Below are 22,296 nucleotides of genomic sequence, written 5' to 3'. Positions count from 1 at the left end.
TACTTGAATATAATATCATAATTAAAAAAGCTTCGTCAACTGATCCAAAAACTTTATTTATTTCTCTTGTCTAATATAGTACAATGTTGAGTAGTCCATAATACAGTGGTGAACAGGCTGTTGCCGCGAGGAAGTCGGAGAATAAACCGTACTTAGAGGTCGGTGGTCTGCTTTTTGGCAACGCTGTGAGCTGCGGCATTCCATCATTGGCACCAGTCTCCATGCGGCATTCATGCCGGCTCTTGATACCGGTGCATATCCGTATGCCCCGAAGTTAGGGGTGCAGAGAGTGCAGGATATTGGTAGCCCGGCCGCCCAGACCGTTAATCCGGCTGACATGTTGTATTGTATGCCTGTGCCGGACAAGGTATGGACGAAGAATAACGCAGTCCGCGTTAGCGCATGAACAGACCAGACACATCTTGGTGCAAGGTGTTCGTGTATCAAGCTAGGAAGGGGAATTCTCACTTGAGTATACGTTCTTTAAATGGAACAGATTTCACCGCAATGGTACTTGCCGGAGCGGAACAACTTGGACAGCATGCAGAGCACGTCAATTCCCTGAATGTTTTCCCTGTGCCGGATGGTGACACGGGAACGAACATGAATTTGACAATGAGTGCAGGAGTCGCAGAGATTAAAAGAAAAAGTTCTGCCTCCATCGGCGAAGCTGCCGGTATTCTATCGAAAGGCCTGCTTATGGGCGCACGGGGGAATTCAGGAGTTATTCTGTCGCAATTGTTCCGTGGTTTTAGTCGTTCAGCTGCTCCCTATGAGGAACTGAATACGCTCCAATTTGCAGCAGCCCTGCAGAACGGTGTTGACGCAGCTTACAAAGCAGTCGTAAAGCCCGTTGAAGGGACCATTCTTACCGTAGCCAAGGAAGCGGCGAAACATGCCAACTACTACGCAAGACGGACGAATGATATTACTGAATTAATGAATGAAGTTTTGTTAAAAGCAAAAGAAGCACTGGCAATGACTCCGGAATTACTGCCTGTACTGAAACAGGTTGGTGTTGTGGATTCAGGTGGTCAGGGGCTTGTATATATCTACGAGGGCTTTATGGAAGTATTGCTGCAAAGTGACGGAGGGAGTCGTACTTCACTGAACAAAGAAGTAACCCCATCCGTGGCAGCATCTGCTTTGAAACCGGCTGCACCGACAGAAGTGGATATCAAGAAGCCTGCACAGCAGCAGGTGATTGCACCGGAGATGCCATTGTCCGCTCAGGCGAGATTGGAAACGGAAGATATTGAATTCCTGTATGACATGGAATTCTTCATTAATCGTGAGCTTGGAGAGAACGCAGGAGTGGCATTTGATGACGAAGCCTTCCGGAAAGCGTTGTCAGTTAATGGGGATTCGATCATTATCATTGCCGATGATGAAGTCATCAAAGTTCATGTCCATTCCAAGACACCGGGCGATGTATTAAACCTGGCGCTACAATATGGTGAGATTACACAGATTCATATTCTCAATATGCGTGAACAGCACCGGGATCTGCTGACAGCAGGCATGGACAGTGCTCCATCACCTGAATTGTTTGCAGAGATTCCACCTGAGGCAGCACGCAGTATGGAAGAGGCTGTGCTTCCTGCAGATGAGATGGCACCGTACGGTTTTATTGCGGTATCCTCCGGTGACGGTATTGCAGAGATTTTCCAAAGTCTTGGCGTCGATGTTGTTCTGTCCGGTGGACAGACGATGAATCCAAGTACTGAGGATTTTGTGAAAGCCGTTCGTTCCATTGCTGCGGAGCGGGTATTTATACTCCCGAACAATTCTAACATTGTACTGGCTGCAGAGCAGGCACGTGAACTGCTTGAAGATGAGCGCCGAATTACGGTTATTCCAAGCAAGACCATTCCACAGGGAATGGCTGCTGCTTTTGCTTTCCAGGAAGATGAGTCTGCGGAAACAAACCGTGACCAAATGCTTGAGGCCATTAGCCGGGTGCAATCCGGTCAAGTGACTCATGCGGTTCGTGATACGCAATATGATGAATTGGATATCAAGGCGGGGCACTATATCGGTATTCATAACTCCAAAATTGTAGCGACGGATGAAACCATGCTTCAAGCATGTGAAGGTCTGCTCAAACAGATGATGGAGAGTGGAGATGAAGTGGTGACGATCCTTGAAGGGGACGAAGCTGACCCTGAGGTTACTGCTGCCCTCGCTGCATGGCTTGAAGTACAGTATCCTGATGCTGAGGTAGAGGTACATCTTGGAGGACAGCCTGTATATTATTATTTGTTCTCCGTAGAGTCCTAATAACACTCTAGCGAAGAGGAGGAGAGTCATGAGCCACAAGGTTGCGATAGTAACAGACAGTACGGCAGATATTCCCGAAGAACTCATTCGCCAATACGGGATTCATATTGTTCCGCTGCGTGTACTGTTCGGGGAAGAAACATATGCAGATGGTATTGATCTGACTTCTGAACAGTTCTACGAAAAGTTGAAGAAGGTATCTGTGTTGCCTACAACTTCACAACCATCTCCAACTGACTTCATGAATGTGTACCAAGCATTGCTTGATGAGAACCCGGAACGCCCGATTGTATCGATCCACCTGTCATCCGGCATGAGTGGTACCTACCAATCGGCCATGCTTGGCAAGTCTTTGCTGGAGCGTGAGGGTGACATCACCGTGCTGGATTCGAAGTCAGCATCGTATGGATACGGTCTAATGGTAGTACAGGCTGCTGAACTTGCCGAACAGGGCAAGTCAGCAGTCGAAATCACTACTGCCATTGAAGGGATGCAACAATCTCGCAAATTGTTCTTTCTCGTGGATACCCTTGAGTATCTGCAAAAAGGCGGTCGGATTGGCAAAGCTTCAGCCATCTTGGGAACGTTGCTTAACATTAAGCCGATCCTGTCTATTGATGAAGAAGGCGTTATCTACGCAGTTGAGAAAGTCAGAGGTCATAAAAAAGCAATGGCACGCATTATTGAGCTGTTCCAGAAGGATCTTGCAGGCAAACGGGTTAACCTGGCGGTAGGTCATACCGCTGACCCGGGATCAGCGATCGCTTGTGCAGAGCAGCTGCGGGGTCATTTTACACTGAATGAAGTGATCTATACCAATATTGGAGCCGTAATAGGCAGTCATGTTGGACCTGGTGTCATTGCGATCTTTATGTGGCCTGTTCCGGAATGAGGGATTAGACATGAAATTGGAAGAAATATCAGTTAAGCAAATTAACGGCGTGAGTGCTCTCAAAGAGGGAGAGCTTCACGCCTTTGGCATCTCTACTGTTAAAGACTTGCTTGAGTACTATCCGTTCCGTTACGAGGATTATCGTCTGCGTTCCCTTAGTGAAGTGAAGGATGGGGACAAGATTACGGTCCAGGGACAGGTGATGGGTATTCCTGTATTACAACGATACGGTAAAAAGTCCCGTCTGACCTGTAAGATCATGACGGAAGAGTGGATGATTACAGCCACCTGGTTCAATCGCCATTTCCTCAAAGAGCAGCTTACGCCCAATCGGGAGATTGTGATTACGGGAAAATGGGAACAAAAACGTATGCAGATGACGGTCACTGACTCGGAGTTCCCCGATAAAGGCGATGGGCGTTCAGGTACATTGCAACCTGTATACTCGGTAACCGGCAAACTGACGCAACAATGGATGCGGAAAACGATCAATCAGGGATTAATCCAATTCGGAGATATGATTCCCGAGATTCTGCCTCAGTCCTTGTTGAAGAAATACAGCTTGATGCCTCGTAAACAGGCGATTGCTGGAATCCATCGTCCACAGGACAACCGGGAAGGTCAACAGGCCAGACAGCGGATGGTGTATGAAGAGCTGTTTCTGTTCCAGTTGAAAATGCAGGCGTATCGCGCGCTCAACCGGAATCGCATGGATGGTGTAGTGCATACCACGGACAATACGACGATTCGTGAGTTTGTTCGCAGTTTACCTTTTGAATTAACAGATGCTCAGAAAAAGGTGGAGCTTGAAATTCTGCATGATATGCGTTCGCCCTATGCAATGAATCGGTTATTGCAGGGTGATGTGGGATCGGGTAAAACGGTTATTGCGGCAATTGCGCTATACACGACTGTTCGATCTGGGTTCCAAGGGGCTCTGATGGTGCCTACAGAGATTCTGGCGGAGCAGCATATGCGGTCACTGCAAAAGCTGTTTGAACCGTTTGGGGTAACCGTAGGGCTGTTAACGGGCAGTGTAAATGGGCGTAAACGTAAAGATCTGATTGCCTCGTTGCAAATGGGCATGATTGATATCGTGGTGGGTACACACGCCCTGATTCAGGAAGATGTTTTCTTCCGTGATCTGGGTCTTGTGGTGACGGACGAGCAGCATCGCTTCGGTGTGAATCAGCGCAGCGTTTTACGACGCAAAGGATATAATCCAGATGTGTTGACGATGACGGCTACGCCAATTCCACGGACACTTGCGATTACGGCTTTTGGGGATATTGAGGTATCCACGATCTCAGAGCGTCCGAAAGGACGGATTCCAATCTCTACGTATTGGGTCAAACACGATATGATGGAGCGGGTGCTCGGGTTTATCTCCAGAGAAGTGGATCAGGGCCGTCAGGCCTATCTGATCTGTCCACTCATTGAAGAGTCGGAGAAGCTGGATGTGCAGAATGCCATAGATCTGCATGTGCAGATGCAGCAGAACTTTCCGAAATATCGTGTAGGTCTGTTGCATGGCCGGATGACGGCTGCGGAGAAAGAAGAGATGATGCGTGACTTCTACAGCAATGATATTCAGCTGCTCGTCTCGACTACCGTTGTGGAGGTTGGGGTCGATGTGCCGAATGCAACGTTAATGGTCATTATGGATGCGGATCGTTTCGGTCTATCCCAGCTGCATCAGCTTCGTGGTCGTGTTGGTCGTGGGGCCCATGCGTCCTATTGTGTACTCATTGCTGATCCCAAGACCGAGGTTGGACAAGAACGTATGAAGGTCATGACGGAAACGGAGGATGGATTCGAGGTATCCCGGCGTGACCTGGATCTCCGGGGTCCGGGTGATTTCTTTGGTACCAAACAGAGCGGATTACCCGAGTTCCGTCTCGCCGATATGGTTGCCGATTTTGCTGTGCTCGAACAGGCCAGAGATGACGTGACCCACTTAATTGAGGATGCGACCTTCTGGACCTCTATGGACTATGCACCTCTGCGTGATTTCCTACAGCAACAGCAAGTATTCAAGGGTGATCTGATTGACTAGAGCTTGCCATAATAACGGGTTTTTCGTATTACCTTTGTAAAAAAAGACAAGTGTACAAGCCCTCCCGACATATGAATAAGAAGTGAGTTCATTCTTATGGGAGGTGCTATACGTTTTGGGTTATCAACAATATGGAATTAGTCCGCAGCTGGTGGAGCGGATCAAATTAAAGATGAAAAATCCCGCTGTCAAAGAGCGTATCAAAAAGTTGATTGATGGCGTAACCAAGTCTGATTTGCAAGATAAGGCCAAGGTCAGAAGGTTGGTCAAGTCTTCCGCTGTCATTATGAATGAGAATTTCTCTCCGGCGCAGGAGGAGCAGTTTGTTGCTTTTGTGCTCGCGCAGAAGATTGATCCGAACAATACGTTTCATTTGATTAAGCTGTGGGGGATGTTTAGGTAGGGATTCGATGTCATGTTGGGTGAGGTAAAGAGCGTGGTTTACATGGGGCACTACGATGACAGAATAACCTTCCGATCGCTGTTATCCCCGGATTTTTTTGATTCCCTTTTCTAAAGGGTAAAATCCGGGGCTAAAGGCGCACGCTTCGCTTCTTTAGGTTATTTCTGTCCTCTCCGTTGTTGTGTAAACGAAAGTACTTTAGAAAGACCAAATTACATCCAAGTTGGTGTGGTAATGAAAAGAGGGGTGTTCCATTAAGTCATGCAGATGACATGATGGAACACCCCCTTTTTTTGTAGTGAAGAGCAGCAGGGATGAAGATCGTTTTAGTGGGGCTTTAAATGGTGTTTATGTATTTTCATCCGCTGCACTTTTACTTTTATCTTGGAAAGAGCTGATGAATATTAAGGTTATGATTAGAACTACAATTATAGTGCTGTTATAAGGATCTTCTTTTAGGATATAGTCCTGTACAATTAAAGTCAGGATCGAAATAAATAAAATAATTTGCAGGACAAGTCTTGTTGAGCGATGAGGGTTATTGGATCGTCTGGAGACAGCATATAGGGTAAGCCATATTAGGCTAAAAAGCAGAAGTAAACCCAGGAGTAGAATGGCAAGCATGCACGAACACCTTTCTGTGATTAATTTCATTAATAATTGGAATAACATGACAACTGATTATAACATAGGTTTTTCTGGAATCGCAGATTTTCATAGAAGTTAAGGGATGAACTATTGTGTGCTTGGTGCAGTCTTGTTGATGCATTTTCACAAGATGGACTTTGCTTTCCTCTGGGGGGAGCGGTAAACTGTTGCATACGAGTATAAGAGCCTTATGGTTTAATGTCCTGGATGTTCTTTCAAAAAGGCGTGGCTGTGTCGGTATGCATGTTATTTTCAGATAGATGTGGAGGAAGTAAGATTGGAGATGTTTACGATGCTGCTGGGTTTATTTGAACGGGCGGCGCTGTTGATTATATTTTTATTCTTTCTGTCGAGGGTGCCAAGGTTTAGGCAAATTCTGCAAAAGGGGAAATTAAGGTGGCAGGAGTCTATTGCGGTTACCTTGTTATTCTGTGCTTTTGCCATTTTCGGGACATATACGGGCATTAATGTTGAAGGTTCACTGGTGAATGTACGGATCATCGCCGTGTTATCGGGTGGTATTTTGTTCGGAGCGCCTGTGGGTATTATTACGGGGATTGTCTCCGGGGTGCATCGGTATTTGATTGATATGGATGGAGTCACAGCTATACCGTGTCTAATTACAAGTATCCTGGCAGGTCTGGTCTCTGGATATATACATAAGTACACGCCCAAGCCCAAGCGATGGATCATCGGTATTGGTGCTGGAATGATCTGTGAAGCGCTGACGATGTTATTAATCCTGTTATTTTCCTATCCCGATCCACTGGGTGCCGACATTGTTTCGAAGATTGCGCTGCCTATGATTCTGGGTGAAGTCAACATTGGGCTGATTGTGCTCTTGGTGCAGAGTGTTGAAGGGGAAAAGGAAATGATTGCAGCTCGTCAGGCGAAGCTGGCGCTTGAGATTGCAAATAAAACATTGCCGTATTTCCGTTCGATTGATGAGGATTCTCTGCGCAAAATCTGCCGGATTATCCAGGAGGATATTCAGGCCGATGCGGTTGCAATTACGGATACCCGGAATGTACTGGCTTATGTAGGATTTGGCGAGGAACGATATCATATCGGTAATGAAATTATAAGTGAGATGACCAAGAAAACGATATCCAGCGGTGAGATTACGATTAGTAATGATGTGATTGATGAAAAAACACCCGATATCCACTCGCTGTTAATCATTCCGCTCAAAGAACGAGGAGACATTACAGGTGCGCTCAAAATTTATTATCGCAAAGCGTATAAAATTACGTATCCTTTGCAAACGATGGCTGTAGGTCTGTCGCAGATCATTTCCACTCAGATGGAGGTATCACGGGTAGAAGAGATCAAGGCTGCTGCGAACAAAGCAGAGCTCCGTGCCTTACAGACGACCATTCATCCTCATTTTCTATTTAATGCGCTAAATGCGATTGCATCGTCCATCCGAACCAAACCAGATCGTGCGCGGGAGCTGATTGTGAACCTATCCGGGTATATGCGCTACAATCTGGAGCTGTCGGATGAGTTAATTGATATTCATAAGGAACTGGAGCAGGTCCGTAATTATGTAGAGATTGAGAAAGCTCGCTTTGGTAGTCGGCTTAACGTGATTTATGACATTGATGAGGTCGCGGTGCATATTCCGAGTCTTGTTATCCAGCCGCTCGTCGAAAATGCAATTATTCATGGCATTCTCAAGGTGAAAGGACCCGGGACTGTTCGAATTCGGGTACAGGATTATCCGGAGTTTGTACGAATCAGTGTCAGTGATACAGGAGCAGGCATCAGTGCAGATATTATTGAACGTGTCTACCATGACCGTATGCCTGGTAACCAGATCGGGCTATATAATGTGCATCGCCGGGTCAAACTTATTTACGGACAAGGTGTAACCATTACTAGGCTGGAACAAGGAACCGATATTTTATTTGATGTGCCCAAAGGAGATGTCGTAACAAGGTGATGATGGATCAATGAGAGCTCTTATTGTGGAAGACGAGATTCTGGCAAGTGAGGAATTGAATTATTTAATCCAGGAACATAGTCAGATTGAAGTGGTGGATCGCCTTGAAGATGGGCTGGATGTACTGAAGTTTTTGCAGGAACAAGAAGTAGATGTTATTTTTCTCGATATCAATATTCCCTCGCTGGACGGTATGATGCTGGCCCATCATATTGGAAAGTTTGCAACGAAACCCTACATTGTATTTACGACGGCGTATAAGGAACATGCAGCGGAAGCCTTTGAGTTGGAGGCGTTTGATTATATTCTGAAGCCGTATGACGAGAAACGAATTGCTGCAATGCTCCATAAGCTGGAGATGGCTTTCAAGCGTGATCATACGCCGGTGGAGCAACATGTTGAGGATGGACCAGCTCCTATGGTGGACGGATCTGCTGCACAGGGAGATCTGTTACGAGAACGAGATACGAATTCCCATACGGACAGAAGAATTAATCTGCTGCGGAATGATAATATTATTGTTACGGATACGGCAGACATCTACTATGCGGAAGCACAAGAGAAAGTGACAAAGGTATATACCAAAAATGGTGAGTTCACCATGCCAGTGAGTATATCGGATTTCCACAGCCGACTGCCACAGGACACCTTCTTTCGCTGCCACCGTTCGTACGTCGTAAATCTGTCGCAAATCCGTGAAATTGTACCTTGGTTCAACAATACTTATCTGCTCCGTCTACGCGATTTGGAAGCTGAAGTGCCCGTGAGTCGTGGGAAGGTCAAAGAATTCAGGCAACTCATGCGCATCTAGAAGCATTTCATTCCGCATCTGATGCAACTCATGCTCAAAACGGTGTGATGAATCCCCTTTCATGTATGATTAGCTTGTGAACGCATTCATGTATATGACATCGGCAAAGGGGAGATCACGATGAAAGCAACAATTTCATCCGTTTCATCAACACCTGAATCAACATCTGCACCTACCAAAATGAATCGCTGGCTTATTGTTTTGGGGACCATCATTGTACAAATGGGTCTTGGAACCATCTATACTTGGAGTTTATTTAATCAACCGTTGTCTGATCGTTTCGGATGGGACGTCAGCTCGGTCGCGATAACTTTTTCAATTACCAGTTTTGCTTTGGCATTTGCCACATTGTTTGCAGGCCGGTTGCAGGAACGTTGGGGTCTTCAGCGCCTGATCCGTGTAGCCGGGGTTGTGCTTGGGCTGGGTCTTATTCTGAGTTCTCAAGTCACCTCGTTAACACTGCTGTACATTTTGGCTGGATTTGTCGTTGGTTTTGCAGATGGTACGGCGTACATTACGTCGCTGTCTAATCTGATCAAATGGTTCCCGGAGCGTAAAGGTCTGATCTCGGGGATCTCGGTCGGAGCCTTTGGTACTGGTAGTTTATTGTTTAAATATGTGAACACGGCATTGATTGGTGCCGTTGGTCCTGCTCAGGCATTTATGTACTGGGGTATTATCGTTCTGGTTCTGGTCGTTGCGGGATCATTCCTGATCCGTGAAGCGGTTGTTCGTGAACAGGCTCCGGCAAGCAAGGAAGGATCCAAACAAGTCGTGGCACGTCATGATTACACGGTGAAAGAGATGCTGCGTACAAAAGAAGCGTACATGCTGTTTGTTATTTTCTTCACGGCGTGTATGAGCGGTTTGTATCTGATCGGTATTGTCAAAGATATCGGTGTACAGCTTGCAGGTCTTGATGTAGCTACCGCTGCGAATGCAGTGGCCATGGTTGCAATCTTTAACACGGCAGGACGTATTATTCTTGGTGCGCTGTCGGATAAAGTAGGACGAATGAAGGTCATCGCTGGTGCGCTGCTGGTTACTGCCGTAGCTGTCATGACACTCAGTCTGGTTCCACTGACCTTCGGGATTTTCTTCGCCTGTGTGGCGGCCGTTGCATTCTGCTTCGGTGGTAACATTACGGTATTCCCGGCGATTGTGGCCGATTACTTCGGACTGAAAAATCAGAGCAAAAACTATGGTGTGATCTATCAGGGATTTGGATTTGGTGCCTTGGCAGGATCATTCATCAGCGCCCTGCTGGGCGGATTCCATCTAACATTCATCGTGATTGCTGTACTCTGTGCTGTCTCGCTGTTGCTCGCACTGATCATCACCCCTCCAGGTGAAGGTCGTCGTGCACGTCAACGTGAAAAACAGATGAATCTTAACCCTTCATCACGGGCAAGCTAACAACATGCACGGGAAGTACGGAACAGAGAATATTTCTTCATCTTAAAAAGCAAATTAAAACAAAGTAAGCAAAGCGGTCTCCAGTTGAGGCCGCTTTTTGGTATCTACAGTTGTCAGATTGCTGACTTGTTGGCCTATCGGATCATCTGGCTGCCTGCAAGCGTGGTGCCTTGTGTGCATTCCATCCTTCGCATCTGTTATACTCTAGGTGAATTCAACAAGACCAAGATAAGTTATGTACCCCAGAGGAGGCATATCATGAAGTTCATTAAATACACACAACCTGATTTTGATGATTATTATGCGTTGGTTTCCAATATGGAAGTAATGAAACAGATTACAGAACGTGCAATACCGGAGCAAGAGGCGAGAACGCAATTCGAGTCCATGCTGGAGTTTAATGAGCGTTCCACTTGCGGACATTACCGGGTATTCAGTGAAGATGGGGCCGGTGTAGCGTATGCCAAATTGATTCCGGATCAGGAGGACCCGACCAAGGCTGAGATAGGTTACATGATCTTGCCTGAACATTGGGGCAAAGGTCAAGGCACATCCATAGCGTCACGGTTGATTATTCAGGCACAAGCCGCAGGGATGGGATCACTCTATGCAGTTATCGATCCGGGTAACGCTGCTTCCCGCCGGATCTTGACCAGACAGAACTTTGTATCTACCTGGACAGGCGATTACGATGGTCTTCCCGGCGAAATTTTGGAGTTGAATCTTCAAATGAAGCGGTAAAGGAACTGTTCTGAGGGTAATCAGATGCTTTCTTATATAGAGATGTGGAGGAGATGACATATGAGCAATTCAACCATGGAACGTCTGAATGCATTGCTGCCGGAGTGGCTGGAGACCAGTCGTCTGCACACCGGGCAGGGTAAGGTGGCTTCTTATATCCCAGAGCTTGTGAAAGCCTCTCAGGATGAGCTTGGTATACATATCATGGACGCCGAAGGGAACTATGTGTCGGCAGGGGATTGCGGTGTCCCATTTACGATGCAAAGTATCTCCAAAGTATTTACCCTTATTCTGGCCTTAATGGACCATGGTGAAGAAGCAGTCTTCTTTAATGTAGGAAAAGAACCCACAGGCGACGATTACGATTCGATGATCAAGCTTGAACTAGTTGAACCCGGAATCCCGTTCAATCCATTAATCAATGCGGGTGCGATTACGGTGTCCTCGCTTGTTGGAGGAGACTGTAAGGAGGAGAAGTCACGGCGCATTCTGGAGTTTTTCCGCAAACTGGCACACAATGATCAGCTGGGCTATAACGAAGAGGTGTTTCAGTCCGAATCGGAGAGTGGTCATATGAATCGTTCACTTGGCTACTTTTTGAAGCACAACGGGGTCATTAAGGATGACGTTGAAGACGTGCTTGCCGTGTATTTCCGTCATTGCTCCATTGAAGTGACGTGTGCAGATTTGTCTCGAATGTCACTCGTTCTGGCCTACAATGGAACAGATCCAATTACGGGAGAAGAACTCATCCCTCGTCGCTATGTTCAGATTGCCAAAACCTTCATGACCACCTGTGGTATGTATAATGCATCAGGCGAATTTGCCATCGAGGTTGGATTGCCCGCCAAAAGTGGAGTATCCGGTGGAATTCTGACCCTTGTACCGGGACAATTCGGCATAGGTCTTGTTGGCCCGGCTCTGAATCGCAAAGGCAACAGTATTGCCGGCGTGCATCTGCTCGAGCGTCTGTCCAAGGAATTCGACTGGAGTTTTTTCTAAAAGTTTTTCAGAAAAAAGAAGCTTTACCCTTATATGTAGCCGATGAATCACGTATCTGATATTTTGCTTCTTTAGAACGAAGTGAATGGTCTGGATATGTCTCGTCGGCTGCTTTTGGTATTCACCTGGAAGTGTAGGAAGACAGTCCTGCATGACAACGGCTATGCTGCATCTATCATGGAATATCCACAACATCGGGGTGGGTATATCTCCCTTCAGTCATCGGCTAGGGCCACATCTGTAATGAGGTTCATCTGAATATCCCGGGACCCATCTTCCATCAGTAGTCTGAGGGTCCGGGCAGGGCGGTCCAACCGAAGCACCTGCCCCGTGTAACGGATATCGTCATGTTCGTGAAACAACGTAATAGTGACCTTATCTCCAAGCATCATCGAGTTGCTAAGCAAACGGGACATTTCTTCCGCGGCCTGGGCATCCAGGGATGGGCGGGTACGAGGAGCAAGTTGTTCCTGATGAAGAATGTAGGCTTCCCGGTGCTCGGGAAGCATCATGCGTGAGGATTCGAAGATACCGTTTTGCTGCAATTTTTTACTCATTTATAATGACCTCCAATTTTATGAGAACGTTCATGGGCTTGGGCGGACGAGCAGAGGGAGGATGCCCGCATGATGGCGGTTTCTCCGTACCTGCGCTTGATATCATCCGTGGCACGTTCCAATTCTCTTTTACGTTCGCGGTCATCAAACCAGGACAGCTGTACTTCGGAATCGGGTACAAGTCCGGTCAGTGACACGCTGATACGGCGGATGGGTAATCCGTCCCAATGGCGCAGGAACAGAGCTGCGGCCGCATCATATACTTCATCCGTAATGTTGGTGGGTTCATTCACCTTCATCTGGCGGGAGAAACCGGTTGGCCGATCATAATCCTGTCCGCGACATCCAACCGAGACCACATGGCCCATGAGCGATTTGTCCCGGGAACGTCGGCTGACGAGTTCCGCCAGTTCAAGCAGTACCACTTTGATATCTTCCCAGGAGTCATAGTCCCGGGGTAGCGTCATCTGATGTCCGATCCCCTGCTGCTGATGAGCATATGTCCCGGGTTTGACCGGAGAATCGTCGATACCACGGGCAATACGCCACAGTACCTCGCCATTCACCCCCCAACGTTCTCTTAGTCGGGACAGTGGGGTCTGGGCCAGATCACCGATCGTATGGACGCCCATCTTGTAGAGATGCTGCGCCATGCGGGAACCAACCATGAACATGTCTCGCACAGGCTTCTTCCAGATGGTTGAAGGCAGATCTTTGCGAGGCAGCGTGCAGATGCCCCCGGGAACTTTCTTGGCGTACAGGTCACAGGCCATCTTGCTAACGACCTTGGTATCACTGATACCGATTCGAATATACACACCCGTCTCATCCATCACTCTCGATTGAATGCTGCGGGCAATCGTCTCAGGACTGCCGAACAGATCCAGGCTTCCGGTGACATCGAGAAACTGTTCGTCAATACTATAGGGTTCCACCAGATCGGTGTAAGACTGAAGGATACGCGTAATATGAAGGGACACCCGAATGTACTCGGCCATCCGGGGGCGAACAACAACAACATCCGGACATTTGGCGAGCGCTTCGCCCAGTCGTTCTGCTGTCGTAATTCCATAGGACTTGGCGAGTGGACAGGCCGCAAGAATAATACCCGAACGGCGCGCCGGATCTCCCGCAACAACGAGAGGGAGGTCCTTGTATTCGGGATGTGCAGACTTCTCCACACTGGCATAGAATGACTGGCAGTCTGCCAGCATGATGACACGTCTGTCTTGGCGGGGCATAAGACTTCTCTCCTTATCCGTGATGCTAAGCTCTTCTGTTAAGCATCCATTATCTTCATTTGAACATCGATAATTAACAGTTTATTTACAGTATGGAACAAGTGTTCTTGTTTTATAAGCATATCTGACAATCCAAAATGCGGCAACCGGAATTATTTTGCAAATTGGACACAATTATGGATTAGCTATATTAGAGGCAGAAATTAGGAAATAAGATGTGCTTTTTTACATTTAATGTGAGAGATCTGTGACCTCTGGGTGATGACCGGGCGTTCATTTAGGTTTTTGTAAAAGGGTTATAAATGGGCACAGTCCTATAGAGGGGGACTGACGTCCTTTTTTGGTTTTCTGCATTTTTCAGAAAACCTTGATGTGACGCGGAATATCGCTGATGCGTTATCGGACTATAGTATCAATTTTGTAATCTTTATGGTTAATACTGTAAAAAGGTCCGCAACTTTAACATATGACTCGCGTTTAATGGGGTATGTGTTCAAACGGAAAACGATGCCTGTAACCGCGTTGCACATAACAATAAAGGTTCCAGAAGTGCAAGATCAGCAGGCATCTAATCCATGCAATTCGAGCAAATATTAGTGTTTGGGAATCAGAGGTATCCCAGAGGCTTCCGAGTGGTAGTTGATGGACCTTTTTATGAATCATGGGCAGAATGTTCCATTTCATGTTTGCTTCCATCAGCCTAGTTACAAATGCAGAGTCTTAGCGCTATAGTGAGAACTACACCGCTGACATCTCTACCAAGCGGACATCCGAAGCAGAATGATTCCTATGCTTCATGTTGGACCATTCGGTGTTGAAGCAGGATGCATAATAGAGAGGTGAGCAATCTAAAGACATGAGCAGACAAAGACGAAGACGCTGGTTATTAACGGTGTTGACAGGAGCAGTGGTGGTGACTGGCGGGATATTTGCCGGGTGGCACTATATGCAACCCAAGCTCGTTACGTACACAGCGGAGAACGGCACGGAGATGAAATTCAAGACCGATGGAGACCGGTTCATGGAATACGGGCCGGATGGAACGTGGAGGGAGATGTTCGTCAAAGGTGTCAACCTGGGCGCAACTTCACCGGGGCATTACCCGGGAGAATTCCCGCTGACCAAAGAGGATTACTTGCGGTGGTTCCAGCAGATCGAGGATCTGGGAGCCAATGTAATTCGGGTATACACGGTTCACGAACCGATTTTCTACTCCGCATTGGTCGAATATAACCGCGGCCGGGAGCAACCGTTATATTTTATACAGGGCATATGGTCACCTGAAGAAGAGCTGATTGAGAAACAGGATGCCTATGCGACCCATATTGAGCAGACGTTCAAGCAGGAGATTGAAAAGGCCGTATCTGCTGTCTATGGCGATGCGGACATTCCTGCCAAGCAGGGAGAGTCCAGCGGCAAATACAAAACGAATGCAGGAAAATACCTGATGGCTTGGCATGTGGGGACGGAATGGGACCCGGCGATGGTAGACAATACAAACGCAAAACATGCGGACGTGCCGCAGTACAAGGGAGTTCATTTCTCGGCGAGTCCAGAAGCGTCACCGTTCGAGAACTGGCTCGCAGAGCTGCTGGATCATACGGCGGTCCTGGAGAAGAAGTATGGATGGGAACATCCGATGACCTTCACCAACTGGGTAACCACCGATGTGCTGGATCATCCCGGCGAGCCGCTGTATGAAGAGGATCTCGTCAGTGTGGATGCCCGACATATTCAGCCGGAGGCGTGGCAGGGAGGTTATTTTGCAGCCTACCATGTGTACCCGTATTACCCGGATCTGTTCCATATTGATAAAACACTCCAAACCATTAAGGATGAGAACGGTGAGTACAACACGTACAGAAGTTATCTGCGCAAGCTGAAAGCCGAGTTTTCCGATATGCCTGTAATGATTACAGAGTATGGCGTACCCTCTTCTCTTGGTATTTCCCATCTGGGTATGGGAGGCCGGAATCAGGGTGGACATAACGAAGTAGAGCAGGGAGATATTGACGCGTCACTGACGCAGGATATCTATGATGAAGGATACTCGGGAGCAATTGTGTTCATGTGGCAGGATGAATGGTTCAAAAAAACATGGAACACGATGCCACTGGAAATCCCGGCTGATCGCCGTGCATATTGGCTGAACGTGCTGACAAACGAGAAAATGTTTGGTCTGCTTGCCATGGACCCTGGTAAACAGGAACAGTTGACCATCGACGGATCACTGGATGACTGGGATGATCTGAAGGATGAAGAGGTCACGACCTGGCAGGGCCAAGTGGACGGCATTCAGGAAATGAAGATGACCCATGATGAAGCCTATCTGTATATTGGGCTGACCTTGGATCAACCGTTTGACCCGGCTAAGACAGTGCTGCGAATTGGGACCGATACACTTGCCGGAGGCAGTCAGCCTGACAAGTTACTCCCGGGCCGAACACTCAGTGATGGTCTTGAGACGGTGATTACACTGGGGCAGGATGAAGAATCACAGGTGGAGATTGCCAAGGATTATGACTTTAATCAGCGTCTATATGGCAAGGAAGGATACGACATGCTGCCAGATCAGCAGTCAGACTCCGCAGATCCGTTCCACCCATGGAATCTGGCAGTCAGCCTGAGAATGACACCGCCAGATACCCGATCTGCCCATCCATTCATGAATGAAAAGGTCGGAACATTGAAACGGGGAACGACGGCTCCCGGTCAGCCCGATACGGATTCATTAACGGCATGGCAGTATAACGGCAATCAGGTGGAGATGCGAATTCCCTGGATGCTGCTCGGGTTCGGTGATCCGAGTTCGCTGCAAGCGATCGATTATGGACCGCTCAAGAATGGACGTGAATTCTCCACAGTTGCTGTGGAAGGCGTTACCCTCATTCCGTGGTTAACGGACCGCGCCACGAAGAAAGTATCTTGGCCTGGGGGTGAACAGACGACCCTGGACCTGAAGACATTGCCGGTATATAGCTGGCAGCCTTGGGAGCAGGTGCAGTATAGTGAACGCCTGAAGCTAAGCTACGAAAAAATGAAGAAGAGTTATGAAAAAATTCCTAGTTTTCAGATCGAATAAATGAGTATAAAGGAGGACCTTTTCACATGTTTCCAAGTTTGGCTTTGGCCTATCTGTTTTTGTACATCTGTATCGCACTTGTTGTTGTAGGCGTCATCGTATTGTTTGCCATGAAAATGTCCCACAATGGCAAACGACGCAAGACGGCGTTTTATGAAGTGAAGCAGCGTGATTACTTCACCTATCTGCAAACAGCCTTGACCGAGAATAGTCCGCTCAAATTGCCACCAGGCAAACTGGCTCCGCTGGAACGCAGAGTCATTCAGGACAGGCTGATTGAATGGATCGACCAGTTCAAGGGTGAGTATCGCGACAAATTAATCGCACTGTGCCGTGAAGCAGGATTCGTAGAGCATGATCTGAAGGAACTGGGCCGTCTGCGTTACGGTCGCCAGATTGATGCGGCTTATCGCTTGGGTGGCATGCGTTGTCCCGAAGCCGTTCCGGGCTTGATGGAATTGCTGAAGGATGAGAAACCGGGCCCGATGGCCATTATGATTGGTCGTTCCATCTCCAGATGTACGACTCGGCAAGGTGAACTGAAAGACATGCTCGCATTGCTGTTAACCAAAGGTAAGTCCATTCACCATCTGGCAGCAGATATTCTGCTCGAAACGAGTCTGGATACGAGCAGAATTCTAATCGAATTGCTGGAAGACCGGAATCCTGATTTTGTCAAAGTCGGACTGGTTGCCATGTGGGGGCAGGCTGTACCTGAAGTGATGCCTGCACTCGACAGACTGGTAGGCGCAGAACATCAGGATGTACGTGCCGAAGCAGTGAAGCTGTATCTTAGCGCAAGTCCGGCGCTCCGGGATGAGACGATTCTGAAGCTGATCCAGGACCCCGATCCGGAAGTTCGCGCCGAAGTGGTACAAGCGCTTGGTTCCAAGCATGCATCTGGCAGTATTCCATTACTGCGCAAAGCGCTGCGGGATGAAGACTGGAGAGTTCGATATAACAGTGCGGAGAGTCTGAGCAAGCTCGGTGAACCGGGATTCGAAGCGCTGTGTCAGGCTGCGGTGCAAGGTACAGTTGCTGAACGCGAGATTGCGATGCAGCAGATTGAGAGTACCATGCAGCATACGAGAACCGATGACAGAGCTGTAGAGCAGATGATTGCACATAACAAAAAAAGACTGCTGTACGATCGCTATTTTGGCCCTGTCCGAGAGAACAGAACCAGCAAGAAGCGCACAGGTGTTGCTACGGTAGGAGGGGATTACACTGCTTAGGGATCTGCTATTAATCTACGGAATGGTCGCAATCTACTATGTTGTTTTTGTAAATACGCTCTACTTTTCCATTCTGGCCTTATCGTTCCGTAACATCTGGACGATCTTCCGGCGGTCGCATTATTCCAAATACAATACATTGTCAGGCTCGGAATTGGTACCTTCGGTTTCTCTGCTGGTACCGGCATACAACGAGGAACTGACGATTATTGAAAATGTGAACTGTCTGATGACGCTGAATTATCCAACGTATGAAGTCATTGTTGTGAATGATGGTTCCAGTGATGCCACACTGAATATCCTGTTGAAAGAATATCGTCTGAAGCCAGTACCCAATACGAAGATTCGGGGCAAGATCGCCTGTCAGAAAATTCGTGGGATCTACCATAACCCGGAGTTCCCGGATCTGTATGTCATTGACAAGGAAAATGGCGGTAAGGCCGATTCCCTCAATGCCGGGATCAACCTGTCTCATTATCCGCTAATCTCATCCATCGATGCTGATTCGTTGCTGGAGAAGGATGCCCTGATCCGCATGGCACGCATGTATATGGAGAATCCGGAAGAGACGGTAGCCATCGGTGGAGATGTACGGATCGCCAATGGCTGCAAAATTGAAAATGGGGCAGTGCAAGATGTATCACTGCCACGCAAAATCTGGCCCATGTTCCAGTCGATCGAATATCTCAAAGCCTTCCTGGGCGGACGGATTGGCTGGAGTCACATGAACGGTCTGATCATTGTCTCCGGTGCCTTCGGTATGTTCCGTAAGGACGCTGTTATCGCCGTAGGTGGATACCGGGATGGTTATCCTGGGGAAGACATGAACATCATCATCAAACTTCACCGTTACATGCTGGAAAACAAATTGAAGTATCGCATTGCCTTCTGCCCTGAGGCCGTGTGCTGGACGCAGGCACCGGATTCCTACCGGATCTTGTCCAGTCAGCGCAAGCGCTGGGGCCGTGGGAATCTGAAGAACATGATCGAGAATCGCGGCATGTTGTTCAATCCAAAATATAAGGTTATGGGTATGGTGACCATGCCATATAACGTCCTTTTTGAAGCGCTGAACCCGTATTTTCGGATTACCGGACTTCTGGCTCTCGCTGGATATGTGCTTCTGGATATGACCCAGTGGCCGATCCTGGTTCTGTTTGGACTGCTGAACTTCGTGAGTGGTTACCTGCTGAGTGTGGGCGCACTTGTCCTGGAGGAGATTGCTTTCAAACGTTACAACAAACTCTCCGATCTGGTCAAAATGCTGGTCTACTCCGCGCTGAAATTCGTGGGTTACCATCAGCTCGGCGTACTGTGGAGATTGCAGGGACATGTGCAGTTCATGCAAAACAACAACTCATGGGGTACCATGACACGCCAAAGCTGGTCCGAGGATGAGAAGAAAACAAGCGAAGCCGCTTAAGTAAAGAATAATCAAAACAATTATATGTCCAACTAGACATTTACACGATAACGGAGAGGGCAGAAAAAGCCTGAAGAAGCGAAGCGTTCGCCTTTATTCCCGGATTTCCCCTTGTATAAAGGAATCAAAAAATCTGGGGATAACAGTGATCGAAAGGTTGTTCTGTCATCGGAGTGTCAGTGTAAATAACATTTTTGGGACTTATATAGATAATCGAGGAGAAGGGTGGAAAAGAACATGCCAAATACGGCGACATTGCAGCGTGAGGCTGCCGTTAATGTGTACCGAAGTGTAGAACAGGGATTGAAGGAAACGGGTGCCGAAACATGTGGCTTAATGTTCATCCATTGTGCAGGAAACTCTCAACCTGAGCAGCAGGTCAGGACACATCTGGAGCAAACGAGCGGGACAGCTTTCCAGGTGTGGAAGGATGGGGCCACTCAGGCGATTGCCGTCCTGCTGCCAGGGTTGTCACTGGATGAAGTTCATTATGAAGGACTTCGGATCAAGCATGAGTTGCAAGAGACTGTACCCGGTGCCGATCCACAGATTACACTGGCCAGTTTCCCGGAAGGGGAGCGCCCTTCGAAGGCAACCATTCAGCATATGGCTGAGTCCTCGAAGCTTATAGATTCGTCGGAGATTCATATCTACACGCTGGACAATACGGCGGACGAGCCGGAACGAATTTTGATTGTGGATAACGATCCTACGGTACGCGAATTCCTGCAGTTGCGGTTGAAGATGCAGGGATACGAAACCTATGAAGCCGTCGATGGACTGGCTGCACTGGAGTTGATCGAGAAGGTTACACCAGACCTGGTGCTCACGGAGCTGAATCTGTATGGCATCGACGGTCTGCCGTTCATCCATCATATTCAGAATCTGGAGATGGAGCAGCCACCCAAAATTGTCGTGTTGACCGAACAGCGTGTCGAGCAGACGATTAGTCAATGTTTCCGCAGCGGAGTCGATGATTACATGACCAAACCGTTCTCGCCTGTAGAACTGGATGCCCGAATCAGACGCTGCCTGCATTAGAAGACGGCTTGAATAAGCTGATTGTGTGAAGTGCAAAGTAAGAGCTTTTTTTACACTATGAATCAGATAGATTAGAGCAACATTTAGAGCACAGACACTCATCTATTTATATGGATTTTAAGCACCACCAAATACACTGCCCGGAGGGAATATCATGGAGAATCAACAATTCCACACATTACTGAATGCGATTGAAAATAAAGAAGCTGTACTCGGCGTTGTCGGGCTCGGTTACGTAGGACTTCCACTTGCCGTGGAAATGGTCAATCAAGGTTTCACGGTAATCGGAATTGATCTGGATGCGTCCAAAGTAGAAAGTATCTATCAAGGAGATTCCTATATTCACGATATTTCGTCTGATGAGTTGAAAAAAGTAATGCAAAGCGGTCGTTTTCAGCCAACGACAGATTACAGCATGCTGCGCGTGATCGACGCACTCAGTATCTGCGTACCGACACCGCTTAGTGAGAATCAGGACCCGGATACGTCTTACATCGAGACGGTTGTGGATCAGATCAAACTGCATATGAAACCAGGCATGTTGATTACCTTGGAGAGCACCACTTATCCAGGTACAACCGAAGAACTGATCCAGCAGCAGCTGGACAAGATCGGACAAGAAGCAGGTAAAGACTATTTCCTCTGCTTCTCGCCTGAACGTGTAGACCCGTCCAACGGACGTTTCACAACATTTAATACGCCGAAAGTAATCGGAGGCACGACCGAAGCTTGCTTGAAGCTCGGAACAGCACTGTATGGCAAATATGTAGAAACGGTAGTACCGGTATCTTCGCCGAAAGTAGCTGAAATGTCCAAACTGCTGGAGAACACATTCCGCAGCGTGAACATTGCCTTTGTGAATGAAATGGCGATGATGTGCGATCGTATGGGTATCGATATCTGGGAAGTTATTGACGCGGCGGCGACGAAACCATTTGGTTTTATGCCATTCTATCCAGGCCCAGGCATCGGTGGACACTGCATTCCGCTGGATCCGATGTACCTGTCATGGAAAGCCAAAGGCTTCCGTTTCTATAGCAAATTCATTGAGCTGGCGCAATCCACCAATGACAACATGCCATATTATGTATTGAACAAAACGTCAACGATTCTGAACGAATACGCTAAATCCGTACGTAAATCAAATATTCTGCTCCTCGGCATGTCGTACAAGCCTAATATTGCCGACCTGCGTGAATCACCAGGACTGGAAGTATATGAACTGTTCAAGGAAAGTGGAGCTAACGTTAGCTACTACGATCCACACGCGGATTCCTTCCAAGACAAGCATGGGGAGACAGTATACAGCGAAGTGTTCAATCTGGAACAGTTCAAGAAGTACGATTGCATCGTGCTGATCACCAACCACAGCGATTTGCCTTACTTTGATATTGCCGAGATGGGTGTCCCGATTCTGGATACACGTAATGCGTTCCGTTCGTACACACATCCGCATATCTACAAGATTGGTCACTCGGTACAGCATCCTGTGCTTGAACCAAGTGAAGCGTTGCTCGTCTGAG

Annotated in this window: 17 protein-coding genes; 15 read left to right on the top strand and 2 right to left on the bottom strand. The window is 47.8% G+C overall.

Annotated features, from left to right (window positions below; all coding sequences use genetic code 11):
- Positions 1 to 232: 232 nt before the first annotated feature.
- From MKY66_RS20040 to glsA, 10 genes are all read left to right on the top strand, one after another.
- Positions 233 to 406, top strand: coding sequence for a hypothetical protein (locus MKY66_RS20040; protein WP_155985128.1), 174 nt, complete (start codon positions 233 to 235; stop codon positions 404 to 406).
- A gap of 62 nt (positions 407 to 468) precedes the next feature.
- Positions 469 to 2,280 (top strand): DAK2 domain-containing protein, encoded by a 1,812-nt coding sequence (locus MKY66_RS20035; protein WP_076211369.1) that lies wholly within the window; start codon positions 469 to 471, stop codon positions 2,278 to 2,280.
- A 28-nt stretch (positions 2,281 to 2,308) separates the two neighbouring features.
- On the top strand, positions 2,309 to 3,172 hold the full coding sequence (locus MKY66_RS20030) for a DegV family protein (protein WP_076211367.1): 864 nt from the start codon (positions 2,309 to 2,311) through the stop codon (positions 3,170 to 3,172).
- A 10-nt stretch (positions 3,173 to 3,182) separates the two neighbouring features.
- Complete coding sequence (gene recG, locus MKY66_RS20025; protein WP_076211366.1) at positions 3,183 to 5,228, top strand: ATP-dependent DNA helicase RecG; 2,046 nt, start codon at positions 3,183 to 3,185, stop codon at positions 5,226 to 5,228.
- Between the two features lie 115 nt (positions 5,229 to 5,343).
- Positions 5,344 to 5,631 carry a stage VI sporulation protein F gene (locus MKY66_RS20020; RefSeq protein ID WP_036614589.1) on the top strand — a complete coding sequence of 96 codons (288 nt, stop codon included), beginning with the start codon at positions 5,344 to 5,346 and terminating at the stop codon, positions 5,629 to 5,631.
- A 940-nt stretch (positions 5,632 to 6,571) separates the two neighbouring features.
- Positions 6,572 to 8,224: a sensor histidine kinase gene (locus MKY66_RS20015; protein ID WP_036614944.1), complete on the top strand. Its 1,653-nt coding sequence runs from the start codon at positions 6,572 to 6,574 to the stop codon at positions 8,222 to 8,224.
- Positions 8,225 to 8,234: 10 nt separating this feature from the next.
- The gene (locus MKY66_RS20010; protein ID WP_076211362.1) at positions 8,235 to 9,035 is read left to right on the top strand and encodes a LytTR family DNA-binding domain-containing protein; all 801 of its coding nucleotides are present in this window, start codon (positions 8,235 to 8,237) and stop codon (positions 9,033 to 9,035) included.
- 180 nt (positions 9,036 to 9,215) lie between these two features.
- Positions 9,216 to 10,451, top strand: coding sequence for an OFA family MFS transporter (locus MKY66_RS20005; protein ID WP_036675050.1), 1,236 nt, complete (start codon positions 9,216 to 9,218; stop codon positions 10,449 to 10,451).
- Between the two features lie 258 nt (positions 10,452 to 10,709).
- Positions 10,710 to 11,192, top strand: a complete 483-nt coding sequence (locus MKY66_RS20000) for a GNAT family N-acetyltransferase (protein ID WP_076211361.1) — start codon at positions 10,710 to 10,712, stop codon at positions 11,190 to 11,192.
- Positions 11,193 to 11,252: 60 nt separating this feature from the next.
- The gene (gene glsA, locus MKY66_RS19995) at positions 11,253 to 12,194 is read left to right on the top strand and encodes a glutaminase A (RefSeq protein WP_076211359.1); all 942 of its coding nucleotides are present in this window, start codon (positions 11,253 to 11,255) and stop codon (positions 12,192 to 12,194) included.
- Positions 12,195 to 12,409: 215 nt separating this feature from the next.
- On the opposite strand, the gene MKY66_RS19990 is transcribed toward glsA, so the two are convergent.
- Both MKY66_RS19990 and MKY66_RS19985 read right to left on the bottom strand, forming a co-directional pair.
- Positions 12,410 to 12,751, bottom strand: a complete 342-nt coding sequence (locus MKY66_RS19990) for a YolD-like family protein (protein ID WP_076211356.1) — start codon at positions 12,749 to 12,751, stop codon at positions 12,410 to 12,412.
- A complete protein-coding gene (locus MKY66_RS19985; protein WP_076211355.1) occupies positions 12,748 to 13,992 on the bottom strand; it encodes a DNA polymerase IV in 1,245 nt (414 codons plus the stop codon). Before MKY66_RS19985 ends, MKY66_RS19990 begins: the two co-directional genes overlap by 4 nt.
- An 856-nt stretch (positions 13,993 to 14,848) precedes the next feature.
- Here MKY66_RS19985 and MKY66_RS19980 point away from each other — a divergent pair.
- The 5 genes from MKY66_RS19980 to MKY66_RS19960 all read left to right on the top strand — a co-directional run bounded on the left by MKY66_RS19980 (position 14,849) and on the right by MKY66_RS19960 (position 22,295).
- Positions 14,849 to 17,074 (top strand): hypothetical protein, encoded by a 2,226-nt coding sequence (locus MKY66_RS19980; protein ID WP_076211353.1) that lies wholly within the window; start codon positions 14,849 to 14,851, stop codon positions 17,072 to 17,074.
- Between the two features lie 26 nt (positions 17,075 to 17,100).
- On the top strand, positions 17,101 to 18,309 hold the full coding sequence (locus MKY66_RS19975) for a HEAT repeat domain-containing protein (RefSeq protein ID WP_076211351.1): 1,209 nt from the start codon (positions 17,101 to 17,103) through the stop codon (positions 18,307 to 18,309).
- 22 nt (positions 18,310 to 18,331) lie between these two features.
- Positions 18,332 to 19,732 carry a glycosyltransferase gene (locus MKY66_RS19970; protein ID WP_179088526.1) on the top strand — a complete coding sequence of 467 codons (1,401 nt, stop codon included), beginning with the start codon at positions 18,332 to 18,334 and terminating at the stop codon, positions 19,730 to 19,732.
- Positions 19,733 to 19,969: 237 nt separating this feature from the next.
- Positions 19,970 to 20,773: a response regulator gene (locus tag MKY66_RS19965; protein WP_076211349.1), complete on the top strand. Its 804-nt coding sequence runs from the start codon at positions 19,970 to 19,972 to the stop codon at positions 20,771 to 20,773.
- A gap of 154 nt (positions 20,774 to 20,927) precedes the next feature.
- Positions 20,928 to 22,295, top strand: coding sequence for a nucleotide sugar dehydrogenase (locus MKY66_RS19960; RefSeq protein WP_076211347.1), 1,368 nt, complete (start codon positions 20,928 to 20,930; stop codon positions 22,293 to 22,295).
- Position 22,296: the final 1 nt, after the last annotated feature.

The sequence above is a fragment of the Paenibacillus sp. FSL R5-0766 genome (assembly GCF_037971845.1).
Lineage (GTDB): Bacteria > Bacillota > Bacilli > Paenibacillales > Paenibacillaceae > Paenibacillus.
Note: the sequence above shows the minus strand (reverse complement) of the source record. Positions and strands in the feature narration are given on the sequence as shown.